General features: G+C 68.4%; 15 protein-coding genes and 1 tRNA gene. 10 read left to right on the top strand and 6 right to left on the bottom strand.

The genetic code is table 11. The features are described 5' to 3' along the window. Positions 1-67 precede the first annotated feature (67 nt). The gene (locus tag A9977_RS27445; protein WP_183027977.1) at positions 68-1,561 is read left to right on the top strand and encodes a PLP-dependent aminotransferase family protein; all 1,494 of its coding nucleotides are present in this window, start codon (positions 68-70) and stop codon (positions 1,559-1,561) included. A gap of 154 nt (positions 1,562-1,715) precedes the next feature. Here the strand turns inward: A9977_RS27445 and A9977_RS27440 are convergent. From A9977_RS27440 to A9977_RS27425, 4 genes are all read right to left on the bottom strand, one after another. Beyond that, positions 1,716-1,791: transfer RNA gene (locus A9977_RS27440), tRNA-Gly, on the bottom strand. A gap of 70 nt (positions 1,792-1,861) precedes the next feature. After that, positions 1,862-2,119: a hypothetical protein gene (locus A9977_RS27435; protein WP_183027976.1), complete on the bottom strand. Its 258-nt coding sequence runs from the start codon at positions 2,117-2,119 to the stop codon at positions 1,862-1,864. A 2-nt stretch (positions 2,120-2,121) separates the two neighbouring features. Further along, entirely contained in the window at positions 2,122-2,886 is a 765-nt protein-coding gene (locus A9977_RS27430; RefSeq protein ID WP_183027975.1) for an SDR family NAD(P)-dependent oxidoreductase, read from the bottom strand. Continuing rightward, on the bottom strand, positions 2,883-3,653 hold the full coding sequence (locus A9977_RS27425; protein WP_183027974.1) for a Crp/Fnr family transcriptional regulator: 771 nt from the start codon (positions 3,651-3,653) through the stop codon (positions 2,883-2,885). The genes A9977_RS27430 and A9977_RS27425 overlap by 4 nt, the downstream gene beginning before the upstream one ends. 85 nt (positions 3,654-3,738) lie before the next feature. Here A9977_RS27425 and A9977_RS27420 point away from each other — a divergent pair, with 85 nt between their 5' ends. The 7 genes from A9977_RS27420 to A9977_RS27390 all read left to right on the top strand — a co-directional run bounded on the left by A9977_RS27420 (position 3,739) and on the right by A9977_RS27390 (position 12,179). Continuing rightward, positions 3,739-5,703 (top strand): AMP-binding protein, encoded by a 1,965-nt coding sequence (locus A9977_RS27420; RefSeq protein WP_183027973.1) that lies wholly within the window; start codon positions 3,739-3,741, stop codon positions 5,701-5,703. Continuing rightward, positions 5,700-6,485, top strand: coding sequence for an ABC transporter ATP-binding protein (locus A9977_RS27415; RefSeq protein ID WP_183027972.1), 786 nt, complete (start codon positions 5,700-5,702; stop codon positions 6,483-6,485). Before A9977_RS27420 ends, A9977_RS27415 begins: the two co-directional genes overlap by 4 nt. Before the next feature lie 14 nt (positions 6,486-6,499). Further along, complete coding sequence (locus A9977_RS27410; RefSeq protein ID WP_183027971.1) at positions 6,500-7,429, top strand: branched-chain amino acid ABC transporter permease; 930 nt, start codon at positions 6,500-6,502, stop codon at positions 7,427-7,429. A 129-nt stretch (positions 7,430-7,558) separates the two neighbouring features. Beyond that, a complete protein-coding gene (locus A9977_RS27405) occupies positions 7,559-8,623 on the top strand; it encodes a branched-chain amino acid ABC transporter permease (RefSeq protein WP_183027970.1) in 1,065 nt (354 codons plus the stop codon). Positions 8,624-8,678: 55 nt separating this feature from the next. Further along, a complete protein-coding gene (locus A9977_RS27400) occupies positions 8,679-9,995 on the top strand; it encodes an ABC transporter substrate-binding protein (RefSeq protein WP_183027969.1) in 1,317 nt (438 codons plus the stop codon). Positions 9,996-10,103: 108 nt separating this feature from the next. Then, positions 10,104-10,916, top strand: coding sequence for an ABC transporter ATP-binding protein (locus A9977_RS27395; protein WP_183027968.1), 813 nt, complete (start codon positions 10,104-10,106; stop codon positions 10,914-10,916). 21 nt (positions 10,917-10,937) lie between these two features. Beyond that, positions 10,938-12,179 (top strand): phenylacetate--CoA ligase family protein, encoded by a 1,242-nt coding sequence (locus A9977_RS27390; RefSeq protein WP_183027967.1) that lies wholly within the window; start codon positions 10,938-10,940, stop codon positions 12,177-12,179. Between the two features lie 21 nt (positions 12,180-12,200). On the opposite strand, the gene A9977_RS27385 is transcribed toward A9977_RS27390, so the two are convergent. Next, complete coding sequence (locus tag A9977_RS27385) at positions 12,201-13,187, bottom strand: SDR family oxidoreductase (RefSeq protein WP_183027966.1); 987 nt, start codon at positions 13,185-13,187, stop codon at positions 12,201-12,203. 237 nt (positions 13,188-13,424) lie between these two features. Here A9977_RS27385 and A9977_RS27380 point away from each other — a divergent pair, with 237 nt between their 5' ends. Further along, complete coding sequence (locus tag A9977_RS27380) at positions 13,425-14,405, top strand: tripartite tricarboxylate transporter substrate-binding protein (RefSeq protein WP_183027965.1); 981 nt, start codon at positions 13,425-13,427, stop codon at positions 14,403-14,405. Positions 14,406-14,479: 74 nt separating this feature from the next. Here the strand turns inward: A9977_RS27380 and A9977_RS27375 are convergent, their stop codons facing one another. After that, a complete protein-coding gene (locus tag A9977_RS27375) occupies positions 14,480-16,558 on the bottom strand; it encodes a PQQ-dependent dehydrogenase, methanol/ethanol family (RefSeq protein WP_183027964.1) in 2,079 nt (692 codons plus the stop codon). A 137-nt stretch (positions 16,559-16,695) separates the two neighbouring features. Between A9977_RS27375 and A9977_RS27370 the strand changes: the two genes are divergently transcribed. Continuing rightward, the coding region (locus A9977_RS27370) for a GAF domain-containing protein (RefSeq protein ID WP_183027963.1) at positions 16,696-17,719 on the top strand (1,024 nt) is incomplete at its 3' end.

The raw sequence follows: 17,719 nt of genomic DNA, 5'->3' as shown, positions 1-17,719 counted from the left end.
GCTGGATTGGCCCTATCGAAAAGATCCACTTTCGTTATCTTGTTGGGGCCAATCAAGAATCCACACCATGAAGTCCATCTGCGCCGACCTGGTGCTGCAGCGCCTGGCGCCCGAGGCCGGCGCGGCCCTCAACCGCCAGCTCTACAACTGCCTGCGCGAGGCCATCCTCGACGGCAGCCTGCCGCCGTCGAGCCTGCTGCCCGCGTCACGCGACCTGGCGCGCGAGATCGGCATGTCGCGCAACACCGTGCTGCATGCCTATGCGCAGCTGCAGGCCGAGGGCTATGGGCATTCGCGTGTGGGCAGCGGCACCTTCGTGGCCGAGACCGCGCCCGACAATTTCCTGAGTGCGGGCCGCCCCGTCACCGCCGCCGCTGCCGCGAGCGCGCCGGTGCGGCTGTCCAAGCGCGCGCAGACCCTGCTGGCCAACGCCTCGGCCGCTCCGGTGCAGTGGGGCGCCTTCATGCCCGGCGTGCCCGACGTCACGCAATTCCCGCATCGGCACTACAGCCGCATCCTCCACCGGCTGTGGCGCGCGCCCGCACCCGAGCTGCTGACCTACTCGCACGGCGGCGGCCACCCCGCCCTGCGCACCGCGATCGCCGAGCACCTGCGCGTGGCGCGCTCGGTGCGCTGCGACGCCGACCAGATCCTGTTGACCGAAGGTGTGCACCAGGCCATCGACATGACGCTGCGCATGCTGGTCGACCCGCGCGAGACGGTGTGGGTGGAGGAGCCCGGCTACTGGGGCTTCCACAAGGTGCTGCAGATGGACGCCGTTCGCGTGCGGCCGCTGCATGTGGAGAGCGACGACGAAGGTCCGGGCGCGGGCTGGCCCAGGGGCGGCAAACCGCCACGGCTGATCTTCGTCACGCCCTCGCACCAGTACCCGCTGGGGTCGGTGATGAGCCTGGCGCGGCGGCGCGAGCTGCTGGACTTCGCGCGCGCCGCCGGCAGCTGGATCGTCGAGGACGACTACGACAGCGAATTCCGCTTCGCCGGCCGGCCCATCCCGGCCATGCAGGGCCTGGAGCCCGACAGCCCGGTGATCTACGTCGGCACCTTCAGCAAGACGCTGTTCCCGGGCCTGCGCGTGGGCTACATGGTGCTGCCGCGCGCGCTGGCCCAGCCCTTTCGCACGGCGCATGCCGACCTGTACCGCGAAGGCCATGCGATCACGCAGGCCGCGCTGGCCGCGCTGATCGACCAAGGCCACTACGCGGCGCACATCCGGCGCATGCGCGTGCTCTACGCGCGCCGGCGCGCCTTGCTGGCCGGGCTGATCGGCGAGCACCTGGGTCCGGAATACTTGCACCCGCAGGCCAGCAACGCGGGCCTGCACCTGGTGCTGCGCCTGCCCGACGGCAGCGACGACGTGGCGATCGCCCGGGCCGCGCAGGCGCGCGGCGTGCTCACCCGGCCGCTGTCGGCGTACTACCAGCGCGGCGGTGCGCAGCGCGGGCTGCTGCTGGGGTATGCGTGCGTGCAGGAGGAGCACATCGAACCGGCCTTCAAGGTGCTGCTGCGCTGCCTGCAGTCCTCGAGCAGCCGGGCCGCGTAGACACCGTCGCATCGGTCAGATTGCAAAGGCGAGCGATCCAATTCATCAGCGCTGCCATCCCGAGCGCAATGGCAGACGCCAACCGATACCCCGAATGGAAGAGGGCTTCGGAAACGAAAAAGGCCACCTGAAAAGGTGGCCTTTTTGCTGGATGTGGAGCGGGATAAGAGACTCGAACTCTCGACCTCAACCTTGGCAAGGTTGCGCTCTACCAACTGAGCTAATCCCGCATCGAGTCTGCAATTCTAGCCCGGATTTCGAGCGCTTTCGAGCAGGTCGCACAAAAAATTTTTCAGGCCCTCAGTCCGGCACGAACTTCGCCTTGAACTTCGCCTCGTCCGCCGCGTCCTCGAAGGTCGCCAGCTGGCCGGCCTTGTTGTCCACGATGCGGTGGGCGGCGAACAGGCTGTAGCGGCCCTGGAGGTAGTAGCTCTCCATCTCGATGAGCATGTACGGATAGGGCACGAAGACCTGGTGCGCGAACACCACGCGGTGCAGGTTGCGCGGATTGGGGAAGAGCTTGTACTCCGCGGTGCTCAGGGCCTGGGCGGTGGCCATGCTCAGGCGGGGTCGCGCACGTCGGCCACCGGCTTGCTGCCGAAGTCCGCGCGGGCCAGGTAGGCCAGCACCTTGGCGCCGGCGGTGGCGGGCGAATCGAGCAGGCCGTCGGCCTTGAGCTTCTCGAAGCGCGCACGGTCGGGGAACAGTCCGGCCTCGGTGCCGCGCATCGCGACCTGCATGTCGGTGTCGATCACGCCGGGCGCCAGCGAGACGATCTTCGCGCCGTTGGGGCGCAGCGCTTCCTCGAGCGCGACCGCGCGCGAGAAGTGGTCCATGCCGGCCTTGGCCGCGCAGTACGGTGCCTGGCTGGCCATGGCGTTGCGGCCCAGGCCCGAGGAGATGTTGAGCACCTTGCGCGCACCGCGCCAGTCCTGCGTGGCGCGCAGGAAGGCGGCCGTGAGCAGCAGCGGCGCCTCGAGCCCGATGCGCAGCGACTGTGCGAGGTCGGCCGCGTCGGCCTTCTCGAGCGGGCCCAGTTGGCCCACGGTGCCGGCGTTGTTGATCAGCGTGACGCTGTCGAAGGCCTGTGCATCCTGCGTGGCGAGCCAGGCGGCCACGCGATCGGCGGCGGCGGCGGGCGCCGACAGGTCGAAGGACCATTGCTCGACCGTGGCGCCATGCTGCGCGGCCTTGGCGGCCAGCGCGTCGTCGGTCTTGCGCGAGATGCAGACCAGCGTGTGGCCGGCTTCGAGCAGCTGTTCGGCCATGGCGCGGCCCATGCCGCGGGAGGCGCCGGTGAGGAGGGTGAGGTGCTGTGCGCTCATTGCTTTTTGTCCTGAAGGAAGATGGCGGAAGAAGAACTGGAAGAAGGGGCCGAGACGCTGGCGCGCAGCGCCGGCAGGTCGAGCACGCGCAGGCCGCCGTACTCGACCTGGATCATGCCTTGTGCCTCGAGTGTGCGCAGCGCCTCGTTCACGCGCTGGCGCGACAGGCCGATCAGGTAGGCCAGCTCCTGCTGCGTGATGCGCAGCAACTGGCCCACGCCGGGGAACAGCACCGGGTTGAACAACGCCGCGAGGTTGCGCGCCACGCGCACGTCGGGATTGTTGAGCCGATCCGCCTCGCGCGCCGCGATGAACTGGGCCAGCCGTTCGTTGAGCTGGTTCATCACGAAGCGGTTGAAGCCGATCGAGTGGTCGAGCAGCCAATGGAAATCGTCGACCGGCAGGCCCGCGATCACACTGCGGCGCAGCGCCTGGATGTTGTAGCGGTAGGGCTCGCGCTTCATCACCGTGCCCTCGCCGAACCAGCCGCCGGGCGGCAGGCCGCTGTAGGTCATCGAAGTGCCGTCGGCGTTGTCGTTGCTCATCTTGAACAGGCCCTCGATCACGCCGAACCAGTAGGTGGGCGGACGGCCCACGCGGCAGATCAGGTCGCCGGGCTCGGCCTCGCTGACCACCAGCGCGGCCTCGGTGCGCTGCCGCTCGGCCGGTGCCAGCGCCTCGAGCCACGGGATGTTCCGCAGCTCGTCGGCACGGGCCGCGCGCAGGCGATCCCGGATCGAACCGGAGGCAGGGGCCGCGGAGGTCATCGGGTAAATCCGGGGGAGTGGAGACCCTGAGATTGTCGTTGGAACGACAACTCGACGTCAAAGTCGGTCCTACAGTCGCCCCATCGTGAACACAAGCACACCGGCCGACACCACCTTTCCCCGCCTGCTGCGCGCCCATGCCGCCGCGCAGCCCGACGCGCCGGCCGTGCGCGAGAAGGACCTGGGCATCTGGCAGACCTGGACCTGGGGCGAGACCGCGCAAGCGGTGCGCGAGATGGCCTGCGGCCTCGCGAGCCTGGGCTTCCAGGCCTTCGACAACCTCGCCATCGTGGGCGCCAACCGCCCGCACCTGTACATGGCGGTGGTCGCGGCGCAGAGCCTGCGCGGCGTGCCGGTGCCGCTGTACCAGGACGCGGTGGCGGGCGAGATGGTCTTCATGCTCGACGACGCGAAGATCCAGTTCGTGATCGCCGAGGACCAGGAGCAGGTCGACAAGCTGCTCGAGTGCCGCGAGCTGCAGAAGGACAGCGGCCATGCGATCCGCCACATCATCTATGACGACCCGCGCGGCCTGCGCCACTACACGCAGCCGGGGCTGATCAGCTTCGCGCAGCTGCGCGAACTGGGCCGCGCCCACGACGCCGCCCACCCCGGCTTCTTCGACGCCCGCGTGGCCAGCGGCGAGCCCGGCGACGTCGGCGTGATCCTCTACACCTCGGGCACCACCGGCCGGCCCAAGGGCGTGTGCCAGACGCATGCCAGCTTCATCGCCGCGGGCCACGGCGGCGTGGTCACCGACAGGCTCGGCCCGGGCGACAACGTGATGAGCTACCTGCCGATGGCCTGGGTCGGCGACCATCTGTTCTCGGTCGCGCAGTGGCTGGTGGGCGGCTTCACGCTCAACTGCCCCGAGTCGGCCGCGACCGTGATGAACGACATGCGCGAGATCGGCCCGAGCTACTACTTCGGCCCGCCGCGCACCTTCGAGGGCCTGCTGACGGCCGTGTCGATCCGCATGGAAGACGCGGCCGCGCCCAAGCGCTGGCTGTACGCAAAGTTCATGGCGCTGGCGCAGCGCGTGGGCGCCGACATCCTCAACGGCGCGCCGGTCGGCGCGGGCGACCGCCTGCTCTACGGCATCGGCAACGTGCTGGTCTACGGCCCGCTGCGCAACGTGCTGGGCATGAGCCGCATCCGCGTGGCCTACACCGCGGGCGCGGCCATCGGCCCCGACCTGTTCCGCTTCTACCGCTCGATCGGCGTCAACCTCAAGCAGTTCTACGGCCAGACCGAGACCTGCGCCTACGTCTGCCTGCAGCAGGACGGCAAGGTCAAGCTGCAGACCGTGGGCCCGGCGGCGCCCGGCATGGAACTGCGCATCGCCGACAACGGCGAGGTGCTGGTGCGCGGCGTGTCGGTGCTCAAGGAGTACTACAAGCGCCCCGACGCCACGGCCGAGGTGCTCGATGCCGACGGCTACTTCCACACCGGCGACGCCGGCGTGCTCGACAGCGAAGGCCACCTGCGCATCATCGACCGCGCCAAGGACGTGGGGCGCATGGCGGGCGGCGCGATGTTCGCGCCCAACTACATCGAGAACAAGCTCAAGTTCTTCCCGCAGATCAAGGAAGCCGTGTGCTTCGGCGATGCGCGCGAAGCGGTCTGCGCCTTCGTCAACATCGACTTCGAGGCGGTCGGCAACTGGGCCGAGCGCCGCGGCCTGGCCTACGGCGGTTATGTCGACCTGGCGGGCAAGCCCGAGGTGCTGACGCTGATCGCCGAGTGCATCGCCAAGGTCAATGCCGACCTGGCGGCCGAAGCCGGCATGGCCGACACCCAGATCGCGCGCTTCCTGGTACTGCACAAGGAACTCGACCCCGACGACGACGAGATGACCCGCACGCGCAAGGTGCGCCGCGGCTTCGTGGCGCAGAAATACGCGGTGCTGCTCGAGGCGCTGTACGGCGGCAAGAGCGAACAGTTCATCGAGACGCAGGTGAAGTTCGAGGACGGCCGCACCGGCTCGGTCAGCGCCACGCTGCAGATCGTCGATGCCAAGCGTTATCCCGAAGTGAAGGCCGCAGCATGAGCAACAGGAAGACCGGCGAGGTCATCCTCGACGTCCAGAACATCAGTCTCAGCTTCGGCGGCGTGAAGGCGCTCACGGACATCAGCTTCAACGTGCGCGAGCACGAGGTGCGGGCCATCATCGGCCCCAACGGCGCGGGCAAGAGCTCGATGCTCAACTGCATCAACGGCGTGTACGCGCCGCAGCAGGGCTCGATCACCTTCCGCGGCCAGACCTTCAAGCACATGAACTCGCGCCAGGTGGCCGAGATGGGCGTGGCGCGCACCTTCCAGAACCTGGCGCTGTTCAAGGGCATGAGCGTGCTCGACAACATCATGACCGGGCGCAACCTCAAGATGAAGAGCGGCCTGCTGGCCCAGGCGCTGCGCTGGGGGCCGGCCGAGCGCGAGGAGCTCCAGCAGCGCGAGTTCGTCGAGCACATCATCGACTTCCTCGAGATCCAGCCTTTCCGCAAGACGCCCGTGGGCCAGCTGCCCTACGGCTTGCAGAAGCGCGTCGACCTCGGCCGCGCGCTGGCGATGGAGCCGCAGGTGCTGCTGCTCGACGAGCCGATGGCCGGCATGAACGTGGAAGAGAAGCAGGACATGAGCCGCTTCATCCTCGACGTGAACGACGAGTTCGGCACCACCATCGTGCTGATCGAACACGACATGGGCGTGGTGATGGACATCTCCGACCGCGTGGTGGTGCTCGACTACGGCAAGAAGATCGGCGACGGCACCCCCGATGAAGTACGCAGCAACGAAGACGTGATCCGGGCTTATCTCGGCGCGGAACACTAGGAACGGCGGGCCCCATGGGTTTCTTTCTCGAAACGGTTTTCGGCGGCTTGATGGCCGGCATGCTCTACGCCCTGGTGGCGCTGGGCTTCGTGCTGATCTTCAAGGCCTCGGGTGTCTTCAACTTCGCGCAAGGTGCGATGGTGCTGTTCGCGGCGCTGGCGATGGCGCGCTTCGCCGAATGGATCCCGAAATGGCTCGGCTTCCAGAGCGTGGTGCTGGGCGCCGTGCTGGGCTTCATCGCCGCGGCGCTGTGCATGGTGATCGTGGCCTGGCTGATCGAGCGGCTGGCGCTGCGCCGGCTGGTCAACCAGGAAGGCATCACGCTGCTGATGGCCACGCTGGGCATCTCGCATGTGCTCGACGGCGCGGGCCAGCTGATCTTCGGCAGCGCCACCTACAAGATCGACATCGGCATGCCCAAGGAGCCGCTGCTGGTGCTCGAGAACGTCTTCGAAGGCGGCCTGCTGCTGAGCAAGGAAGACCTCTACGCGGCCGTGATCGCCGCCGCCCTGGTGGTGGCGCTCACGCTGTTCTTCCAGAAGACCGGCACCGGCCGCGCGCTGCGCGCGGTGGCCGACGACCACCAGGCCGCGCAGTCGATCGGCATCCCGCTGGCGCGCATCTGGGTCATCGTCTGGTCGATCGGCGGCATCGTCGCATTGGTGGCCGGCGTGATCTGGGGCAGCAAGCTGGGCGTGCAGTTCTCGATCTCGCTGGTGGCGCTGAAGGCCTTCCCGGTGGTGATCCTTGGCGGCCTGACCTCGGTGCCCGGCGCCATTCTCGGCGGCCTGATCATCGGCATGGGCGAGAAGCTGTCCGAGATCTACCTCGGGCCCTTCCTCGGCGGCGGCATCGAGAACTGGTTCGCGTACGTCCTCGCGCTGGCGGTGCTGCTCATCAGGCCTCAAGGCCTGTTCGGCGACAAGATCATCGACCGCGTATGAAAAAGCTCACCCCCAGTCTTCGCGCACTTCGTGTCGCTTCGCCAACCCCCTCACCGGGGGCAATACCAGCGGCCCGGCAAAGCCGGTTCCGCGGTATTCCTGGAATGGTTCAAGTACTGAGCGACTGATATGTTCTATCGAGAAAACGGTCAATTCAAGAGCAGCTACCGCGCCGATCTCGCGCTGTTCCCGGTCGCGCAGGACCGCTGGTTCATGCTCGCCTTCGCGGCCATCGCCTTCGTCGCGGTGCCGATGCTGGCCAGCGACTACAGCTTTCGCGCGGTGCTGATCCCCTTCCTGATCCTGGCGCTGGCCGCCATCGGCCTCAACATCTTGGTCGGCTACTGCGGCCAGATCTCGCTGGGCACCGGCGCCTTCATGGCGGTGGGCGCCTATGCGGCCTACAACCTGCAGGTGCGCATCGAGGGCATGCCGCTGCTGGTGTCGCTGATCGGCGGCGGCCTCGCGGCCACGGTGGTGGGCGTGCTGTTCGGCATCCCCAGCCTGCGCATCCGCGGCCTGTATCTCGCGGTGGCCACGCTGGCGGCGCAATTCTTCATGGACTGGTTCACCAACCGTGTGAAGTGGGTCACCAACGATTCGTCCTCAGGCTCGGTCAGCGTCAACTCGCTGCAGATGTTCGGCTACGAGTTCAACACGCCGACGCAGAAGTACCTGCTGTGCCTTAGCCTGGTGGTGGTGTTCGCGCTCTTGGCCAAGAACCTGGTGCGCGGCGCGATCGGCCGCGAATGGATGGCGATGCGCGACATGGACGTCGCGGCCTCGGTGATCGGCATCCGGCCGGTCTACGCCAAGCTCACGGCCTTCGCGGTCAGCAGCTTCATCGTCGGCGTGGCCGGCGCGCTCTGGGGCTTCGTGCACCTGGGGGCCTGGGAACCGGCCGCCTTCGGCATCGACAAGTCGCTGCAGCTGCTGTTCATGATCATCATCGGCGGGCTGGGCTCGATCGCCGGCAGCTTCTTCGGCGCGGCCTTCATCGTGCTGCTGCCACTGCTGCTGAACTACGTGCCGCACTGGCTGGGGCTGTCGATTTCCACCGCCACCGCCTCGCACCTGGAGCACATGATCTTCGGCGCGCTGATCGTGTTCTTCCTGATCGTCGAGCCCCACGGCCTGGCGCGCCTGTGGTCCACCGCGCGGCAGAAGCTGCGGCTGTGGCCCTTCCCGCACTGATACCCCGTATCCCGTTCCACCACGCACTCCGGTGCTCATTACAAGGAGACAAGCCATGCAATTCAGGAATCTCGCACGCACCGCGGCACTCGCCGCCGCGGGGCTTTCGATGGTCGTCGCGGGTTCGCTCGCGCAGGCCCAGCCGGCCGAGCAGTTCGTGCCGCTGCTGGTCTACCGCACCGGCCAGTTCGCGCCGCTGGGCATCCCATGGGCCGACGGCAAGCAGGACTACCTGAAGCTGGTGAACGCGCGCGACGGCGGCGTCAACGGCGTCAAGCTGACCTATGAGGAATGCGAAACCGCCTACGACGCGGCCAAGGGCGTGGAGTGCTACGAGCGGCTCAAGGGCAAGGGCTCGGGCGCCTCGGGCTTCGACACCCAATCGACCGGCATCACCTTCGCCGTGACCGACAAGGCCTTCGTCGACAAGGTGGTGGTCGAGACCCCGGGCTATGGCTTGTCGCAGTCGGCCGACGGCACGGTGTTCGAGTGGAACTTCCCGCTGCTGGGCACCTACTGGACCGCGGCCGACGTGATGATCCAGGACATCGCGAAGAAGGAGAAGGGCAACCTCAAGGGCAAGAAGATCGCGCTGGTCTACCACGACTCGCCCTACGGCAAGGAGCCGATCCCGCTGCTGCAGAAGCGCGCCGCGGCCCAAGGCTTCGAGGTCTTGCTGTTCCCGGTCACGCCGCCCGGCGTGGAGCAGAAGTCGACCTGGCTGCAGATCCGCCAGCAGAAGCCCGACTACGTGCTGTTCTGGTCGGCCGGCGTGATGACGCCCGCCGGCATCCGCGAGGCGCAGGCCAGCGGCTATCCGCGCGAGAAGATCTACGCGGTCTGGTGGGCCGGTTCGGACCATGACGTGAAGGACATCGGCGCCGGCGCCAAGGGCTACAACGCGATCACGCTGCACAACAGCGCGGCCAAGGACAAGGTCCATGACGAGCTGAAGAAGCTGGTGTACGACAAGGGCCAGGGTACCGGCCCGGCCGACGGCATCGGCTCGATCGCCCACACCCGCGGGATGATGATCTCGATGCTGCAGGTCGAGGCGATCCGCGCGGCGCAGGAGAAGTACGGCAAGGGCAAGGCGCTCACGCCGGAGCAGGTGCGCTGGGGCTTCGAGAACCTGAACCTCACGGCCGACAAGCTCAAGGCGCTGGGCTTCGGCGAAGTCATGCGGCCGGTCAAGACCTCGTGCAGCAACCACATGGGCGACGACTGGGCGCGCATCGTGCAGTGGGACGGCGGCAAGTGGGAGATCAAGTCGGACTGGTACCAGTCCGAGAAGACCTACATCGATCCGCTGGTCAAGGAATACGCGGCCAAGTACGCCAAGGACAAGAACGTCAAGCCAAGGGCCTGCTGATCGCCACGAGGGCCCGCGCGCAGCGCGGTGCCCTCCCCGTCGGCTCCTTGCGAGCCGGCATCTGAAAGGCGCGCACACGCCCGCCTTCCACATGCTTCGGACACCACCATGAGCGAACCCAACATCCTTCTCAACGTCAACGGCATCGAGGTCATCTACAACCACGTGATCCTGGTGCTCAAGGGCGTGTCGCTCACCGTGCCCGAAGGCGGCATCGTGGCGTTGCTCGGCGGCAATGGCGCGGGCAAGACCACCACGCTGCGCGCGGTGTCGAACCTGCTCGCGGGCGAACGCGGCGCGGTGACCAAGGGCACGATCGAGCTGCGCGGCGAGCGCATCGAGGCGCTGTCGCCCGCGGCGCTGGTGCAGCGCGGCCTGATCCAGGTGATGGAAGGCCGCCACTGCTTCGCCCACCTGAGCATCGAGGACAACCTCATGACCGGTGCCTACACGCGCACCGACGGCAAGGCCGCAATCGCCGAGACGCTGGAGAAGGTCTACGCCTACTTCCCGCGCCTGAAGACCCGGCGCGCCTCGCAGGCCGCCTACACCTCGGGCGGCGAACAGCAGATGTGCGCCATCGGTCGCGCGCTGATGGCCAACCCGACCATGGTGCTGCTCGACGAGCCCTCGATGGGCCTGGCGCCGCAGATCGTCGAGGAGGTGTTCGCGATCGTGAAGGACCTGAACGAGAAGGAGCGCGTGACCTTCCTGCTGGCCGAACAGAACACCAACATGGCGCTGCGCTTCGCCGACTACGGCTACATCCTGGAGAACGGCCGCATCGTGATGGACGGCGAGGCCCAGAGCCTGCGCGAGAACGAGGACGTCAAGGAGTTCTACCTCGGCGTCGGCGGCGCCGACCGCAAGAGCTTCAAGGATGTCAAGAGCTACAAGCGCCGCAAGCGCTGGCTTGCATGAGCGCGCCACGGAACCGAATCCATGACTGATTTCTACGACGCACTCGAAACCCGCGACCCCGCCCAGCGCGAGGCCGACCTGCTCGCCGCCCTGCCCCGCCAGATCGCGCACGCGCAGGCCGCGGCGCCTGCTTTCGCGACGCTGCTCAACGGCATCGACGCCACCCAGGTCACGAGCCGCGAGGCGCTGGCCAAGCTGCCGGTGATCCGCAAGTCCGAGCTGCTGGAGCGCCAGAAGCAGCTGCGCGCAAGCGACCCCTTCGGCGGCTTCAGCGCGATCGCGCGCGGCCCGGCCATGCTGCGCGTGTTCGCCAGCCCCGGCACCATCTACGAGCCTGAGGGCGCGACCCGCGACTACTGGCGCACCGCGCGTGCGCTGCATGCCGCGGGCTTTCGCAGCGGCGAACTGCTGCACAACAGCTTCAGCTACCACATGACGCCGGCCGGCGCGATCCTGGAGAACGGCGCGCACGCGCTGGGCTGCACGGTGTTCCCGGGCGGCACCGGCCAGAGCGAGCAGCAGGTCGAGGCCATGGCCGAGCTGCGGCCCGACGGCTACATCGGCACGCCCAGCTTCCTGCGCATCCTGCTGGAGAAGGCGGCCGCCATGAACGTCGCGCTGCCCAGCCTGACCAAGGCGCTGCTGTCGGGCGAGGCCTTCCCGCCCAGCCTGCGCGACTGGCTGGCCGAACGCGGCATCGACGGCAAGCAGTGCTACGCCACGGCCGACCTGGGCCTGATCGCCTACGAGACCAGCGCCCGCGAAGGCTTGGTGCTCGACGAAGGCGTGATCCTCGAGATCGTGCGCCCCGGCACCGGCGACCCGGTGCCCGAGGGCGAGGTCGGCGAGGTGGTCGTGACCACCTTCAACCGCGACTACCCGCTGGTGCGCTTCGGCACCGGCGACCTCTCGGCCGTGCTGCCGGGCCACTGCCCCACGGGCCGTACCAACACCCGCATCAAGGGCTGGATGGGCCGGGCCGACCAGACCACCAAGGTGCGCGGCATGTTCGTGCACCCGGGCCAGGTCGCGACCGTGCTCAAGCGTTTTCCCGAGGTGCTGCGCGCGCGTTTGGTGGTCGAGGGCGAGATGGCCGACGACCGCATGACGCTCAAGGTGGAAGCAGCTTCGTCGGCGATGGCCGCCCAAGTCGCCGAGGCGATGCGCGACGTGACCAAGCTGCGCTGCACGGTCGAGGTGGTCGCGCCGGGCTCGTTGCCCAACGACGGCAAGGTGATCGAGGACGCGCGCAGCTACAAGTAGGGCCTGTTCACCGGCCCGCGCTCAGATCGCCGCCACGCTGCCCGTCACCGGCAGCACGATGCCCGTGATGTAGCCCGCGCACACCGGCGAGGCCAGGAACACATAGGCCGGCGACAGCTCCTCGGGCTGGGCCACGCGCTTGAAGTCGGTCTCCTTGCCGAACTTGCGCACGTCGGCGGGCTTCTTGTCGGCCGGGTTGAGCGGCGTCCACACCGGCCCGGGCGCGACCGCGTTGACGCGGATGCCGCGGTCGATCACGTTCAACGCCAGCGCCTTGGTGAAGGCATGGATCGCACCCTTGGTGGCCGAGTAGTCGATCAGGTTGCGGCTACCCTGTAGCCCGGTGCGCGAGCCGGTGTTGACGATCGACGCGCCGTTCTTCATGTGCGGCAGCGCGGCGCGCGCCATGCGCATGTAGCCGCCGATGTTGGTCTGCAATGTGAGGTCGATGCGCGCGTCGTCGATGTCTTCCAGGGTTTCGGCATGCATCTGGAAGGCCGCGTTGTTGACCAGCACGTCGAGCCGGCCGAAGGCCTTCACGGTGCGCGCCACCGCGCGTTCACAGAACGCCGTGCGCCGCACGTCGCCGCGGATCAGCAGGCAGCGCCGGCCCTCGGCCTCGACCGCGGCCTGGGTTTCCTTCGCATCGGCGTCCTCGTCCAGGTAGACGATCGCCACGTCGGCGCCCTCGCGCGCGAACAGCACGGCCACGGCGCGGCCGATGCCCGAGTCGCCGCCGGTCACGATGGCGCTGAAGCCGGCCAGCTTGCCACTGCCCGTGTAGCCGGGCGCGGTGTAGCGCGGGCGCAGCGCCATGTCCTTCTCGCGCCCGGGCTTGGCCAGGTGCTGGCCCGGCAATGTGTCGGGTTGCGCCCGGTCGCCGGCCTGCACCGCGCGGGTCTTCTTGCGCGACGCGGGCGCGGCGCGGTCGCGCGCGTCCTGGCTGCGCTGGATGGCGCGCTGGCGCGCGACGAGGGGGCGGGTGGGGGTGGCGGCTGACTTGGCCATGCGGCGGACTCCTGGGTTGGCACGATGCCGCCGATGCTGGCCAAGGCGGGGCCCCGGCGGTGTCGGCCAACGCCCTGCACCGGGCGCCGAAAGCGCCACGTCCGGCCCCCTGTCCGCGCGCAATCCGGGCGCGGCCACCCCAAAAAAATAGGGGTTATTTCTAAGGGCATTCCGGGATGAGCCCCACACGTATCAGCCCGTAAGATCGCGCCCTTTGATACCTCCGGAGTGCTTTTCATGAAGAAACTGTTCGCAATGGCCGCCATTGCCGCCACCGTCTCAGCAGGGGCCTTCGCCCAGAACTTTCCGGACGGCAAGGTCATCACGATCGTGGTGCCCTTCGCGGCCGGCGGCCCGACCGACCGCGTGGCGCGCGACCTGGCCGAAGCCATGCGCAAGCCGCTGGACGGCGTGAGCATCGTGATCGACAACGCCGCGGGCGCGGGCAGCACCATCGGCAACGCCAAGGTCGCGCGCGCCAAGGCCGACGGCTACACGCTGCTGCTCACCCACGTGGGCATGGCCACCACCCCGGTGCTGTATCGCAAGCTGCCCTACAACTACGAGACCGACTTCGAGTACCTGGGCCTGATCAACGACGTGCCCATGACCGTGATCGGCAAGCCGCAGCTCGAAGCCAACAACTTCAAGGAACTGCGCGAGTGGATCGGCAAGAACCCGGGCAAGGTGAACCTGGGCAATGCGGGCATCGGCTCGGCCTCGCACCTGTGCGGCCTGTTGTTCCAGAGCGAGCTGAAGGCGGAAATGACCACCGTGCCGTACAAGGGCACGGCGCCGGCGATCGCCGACCTGCTGGGCGGCCAGATCGACCTGCTGTGCGACCAGACCACCAACACCACGAGCCAGATCGAGGCGAAGAAGGTCAAGCCGTACGCGGTGACCACTCTCAAGCGGCTGACGACGCCGGCGCTGAAGGACATCCCGACGCTGGACGAATCGGGCATGAAGAACTTCCAGGTCACGATCTGGCACGGGCTGTACGCGCCCAAGGGCACGCCGCCGGCGGTGCTGAAGAAGCTCAACGACGCGGTGAAGGTGGCGTTGAAGGACCCGGACTTCATCAAGAAGGAAGAGGGCCTGGGCGCGGTGGTGGTGACGGACAAGCGCGTGGAGCCGGCCGAGCACAAGAAGTTCGTGCAGGCGGAAGTCGCGCGCTTCGGCCCGGTGATCAAGGCCGCGGGCGTGTACGCGGACTGATCTCGCGCTGCGCCTGAGCAGACAAGAAAAAGCCGCCGGCCTTCGGGCTCGGCGGCTTTTTCAATGGCGGCGCCTCACTTCGGCCGTATCGCGTCCGCCGTGCCCTGGATGAAGGCCTTGAGGCTGTCGATGTCGTCGTTGCTGAGCTTGCCCGTGAAGTCGGGCATGCCGCGCGCCATGGCCGGCCCCTTGAGCACGAACTTGTCGAGGTTCTCGATGTAGGCCGGGTCCATGTAGCCGAGGTTGGGGATGTTGCCGCCGCGGTCCACGCCCGGCACGCCGTGGCAGAACACGCAGTTGGCCACGTAGAGCATGGTGCCGGCCTGCACCTTGGCCGGGTCGTACTTCACGCCCTGCACCAGCTTGTCCATGCGGTACTGCACGAAGTCCGGCATCTTGGCCGTGCCGCCGACCGCGAAGGTGTAGACCGTGCCCGGGCCCTGCCGCTCGGTGGCGCGCTGGGCCAGGCCATAGACGCCGCCCCAGCCCACGGCCACCGAGACGTACTGCTTGCCGTCGACCATGTAGGTCGCGGGCGCCGCCACCACGCCGGTGCCGGTGGGCGATTCCCAGAGCTTGGTGCCGTCCTTCGCGTCGTAGGCCACCAGCCGGCCGTCGGCCGTGCCCTGGAACACCAGGTTGCCCGCGGTGGTGAGCGTGCCGCCGTTCCAGGGCGATGCATAGTCCACGCCCCAGGCCTCCTTCTGCGCCACCGGGTCCCAGGCGACCAGCCGGCCGAAGGGCTTGCTCTTGGGCGCTTCGGCGTTGGCGAACTTGGCGGTGTTCCAGCCCAGCGCGGCATGCGGGCGGCCGGGCTTGTCCTCGTTGAACTTCCAGTCCTTGTCGTCCATCAGGTTGAGCGGCACGTGCTGCGCGGGCAGGTAGGCCAGGCCGGTCTGCGGGTTGAAGGACATCGGATGCCAGTTGTGCGCGCCGAAGGGCCCGGGGATCGCGTCGTAGGGCTTGCTGCCGTCGCGCGCGGCCGCCAGTTCGATCGGCCGCCCATTCTTGTCATAGCCCGTGGCCCAGTTGACCTCGGTGAAGTTCTTCGCCGACACGAACTTGCCGTTGGTGCGGTCGATGACGAAGAAAAAGCCGTTCTTCGGCGCATGCAGCAGCACCTTGCGCGGCTTGCCGTCGAGTTTCAGGTCGGCCAGGATCATCGACTGGGTCGAGGTGTAGTCCCAGTTGTCGCCTGGCGTCTCCTGGTAGTGCCATTTGTACTTGCCGGTGTCGGGGTCGAGCGCCACCACCGAGCCGAGGTAGAGGTTGTCGCCGCCGCCGGGGCTGCGCGCCTTGTGCGACCAGGGCGAGCCGTTGCCCGTGCCCACGTACATCAGGTTGAGCTCGGGGTCGAAGGCGAAGCTGTCCCAGGCGGTGCCGCCGCCGCCGGCCTCCCAGTACTTGGCCGAAGGGTCCCAGGTCTTGGCGGCCTTGGCCATCGAGGCGTCCTCGAAGGGCTTGGACGGATCGCCCGGCACCACGAACCAGCGCCATTTCCGGTCGCCGGTCTTCGCGTCGTAGGCCGTGACGTAGCCGCGCACGCCGTACTCGGCGCCGCCGTTGCCGATGATCACCTTGCCCTTGAACACGCGCGGCGCGCCGGTGATGGTGTAGCTGCCCTTCTGGCCCTCGAGGGTGTTCTTCTCCCAGACCTTGCGGCCCGTGCCCGCGTCGAGCGCGATCAGCCGGCCGTCGTAGGCCGCCACGTAGACCTTGCCCTGGTAGAGCGCCACGCCGCGGTTCACCACGTCGCAGCAGCCGCGGAAGCCCTTGGAACGGTCGACCTCCGGGTCGAAGCGCCAGAGCCTTCGGCCGGTGCGCACGTCGATGGCGTGCACCACACTCCAGGAGGCGGTGACGTACATCACGCCGTCGACCACCAGCGGCGTGGCCTCGACGCCGCGCGTCGACTCGAGGTCGTAGGACCAGACCAGGCCCAGCCCCTTGACGTTCGCGCTGCTGATCTGGTCGAGCCGGCTGAAGCGGGTCTCGGCGTAGTCGAGGCCGTAACTGGGCCAGTCGGGCGTCTTCGCGGCGTTCTGCCGGATGAAGTTGCCGTCGACCTTGGCGGCGGGCTGCGCATGCGCCGGAAGGACATGGGCCACGCACAGGCAAGCGCCGAGCGCGAGGGCGCCGGTGATTCTTCTCATCGTGTCGTCTCCTGTTGTTCTGCCGCGAAGGATGTTCCTGCGGCGCGCTTTGATCACCCTCGGGATTTCCCGGTCCCGCGACTGTTCCATTGCGGAACACAGTCGACGGTTGCTCTCCCTCCAGGCACGCCGCGCCCATGGCCCACCGAACGCACCCGTCCGACGCGATCCCTCGCGCGCTCTTCCCGAGCACGCTCGCGCAGCGCACCGCGCTCGCGCGCCAGCAGTTCTTCGAGCAGGGCATCCGCCCCTCGGGCCTGGTGGGCGAGGAGGTCATCCAGTCGTGGCTGCGCTGCAGCCGCCTGCACCGCGATCCGACGCGCATCGTGCCCTTCGATCCGGTCACGCCCAGCCGCCGGCACTCGGTGCTGCAGCGCAACCGGGCCCTGCTCGACGCAGCCGGCCCCGACCTGCTGGCGATGGAAGACACGTTGGCCGGCACCGACTGCCGGGTGCTGCTGACCGACCACGAGGGCGTCGTGCTGCACGCCACGCACCATCCCACCGCCGCGCGGCAGCCGGTGCTGCACGCCACCTCGCGCGTGGGCGTGAACATCGCCGAAGGCGTCGTCGGCACCACCGCGCCGGGCATCGTGGCCCAGACCGGCAAGGCCTGCACGGTCGACGGCGCCGAGCACTTCTTCGACGTGCTGCAGGGCATGCAATGCGCGGCCGCGCCGATCCGCGACGTGCACGGGCGGCTGGCCGGCGTGCTCGACCTCACGGCTGAGCAGCGGCGCTTCGGCTTCGACGCGGCGGCGATGGTCGGCCTCTATGCGACGACCATCGAGAACCGCCTGATGCAGGCGCAGTCGCGCGAGCAGCTGGTGCTGCGCTTCCAGGCCCATCCCACGCTGCTGGGCACGCCGCTGGAGGCGCTGGCGGGCGTGTCGTCCGACGGGCGCGTGTGCTGGCTCAACGACGCCGCGGCGCGCCTGCTGGGCGGCCTGCCCGCGGGGGCCGAGGCGCGCGCGGTCGAACAGCTGCTGGGCCACGACCTGGCCCACCTGCTGCGCATGGGCCGCAGCGCCACGGCACTGGCGCTGCGATTGCCGAGCGGCCTCGGTGTGTGGCTGCAGGCGGCGCTGCCCTCGTCGAACGGCACCGACTTCCGGCATGCGGTGGCCATTTCGGTGCCCGACGGCCTGCACGCGCCGGCGC

This window comes from Variovorax sp. UMC13, from assembly GCF_014170375.1.
In the GTDB taxonomy this organism is placed as follows: Bacteria; Pseudomonadota; Gammaproteobacteria; order Burkholderiales; family Burkholderiaceae_C; genus Variovorax.
This window is presented reverse-complemented; position numbering and strand designations above follow the sequence as displayed.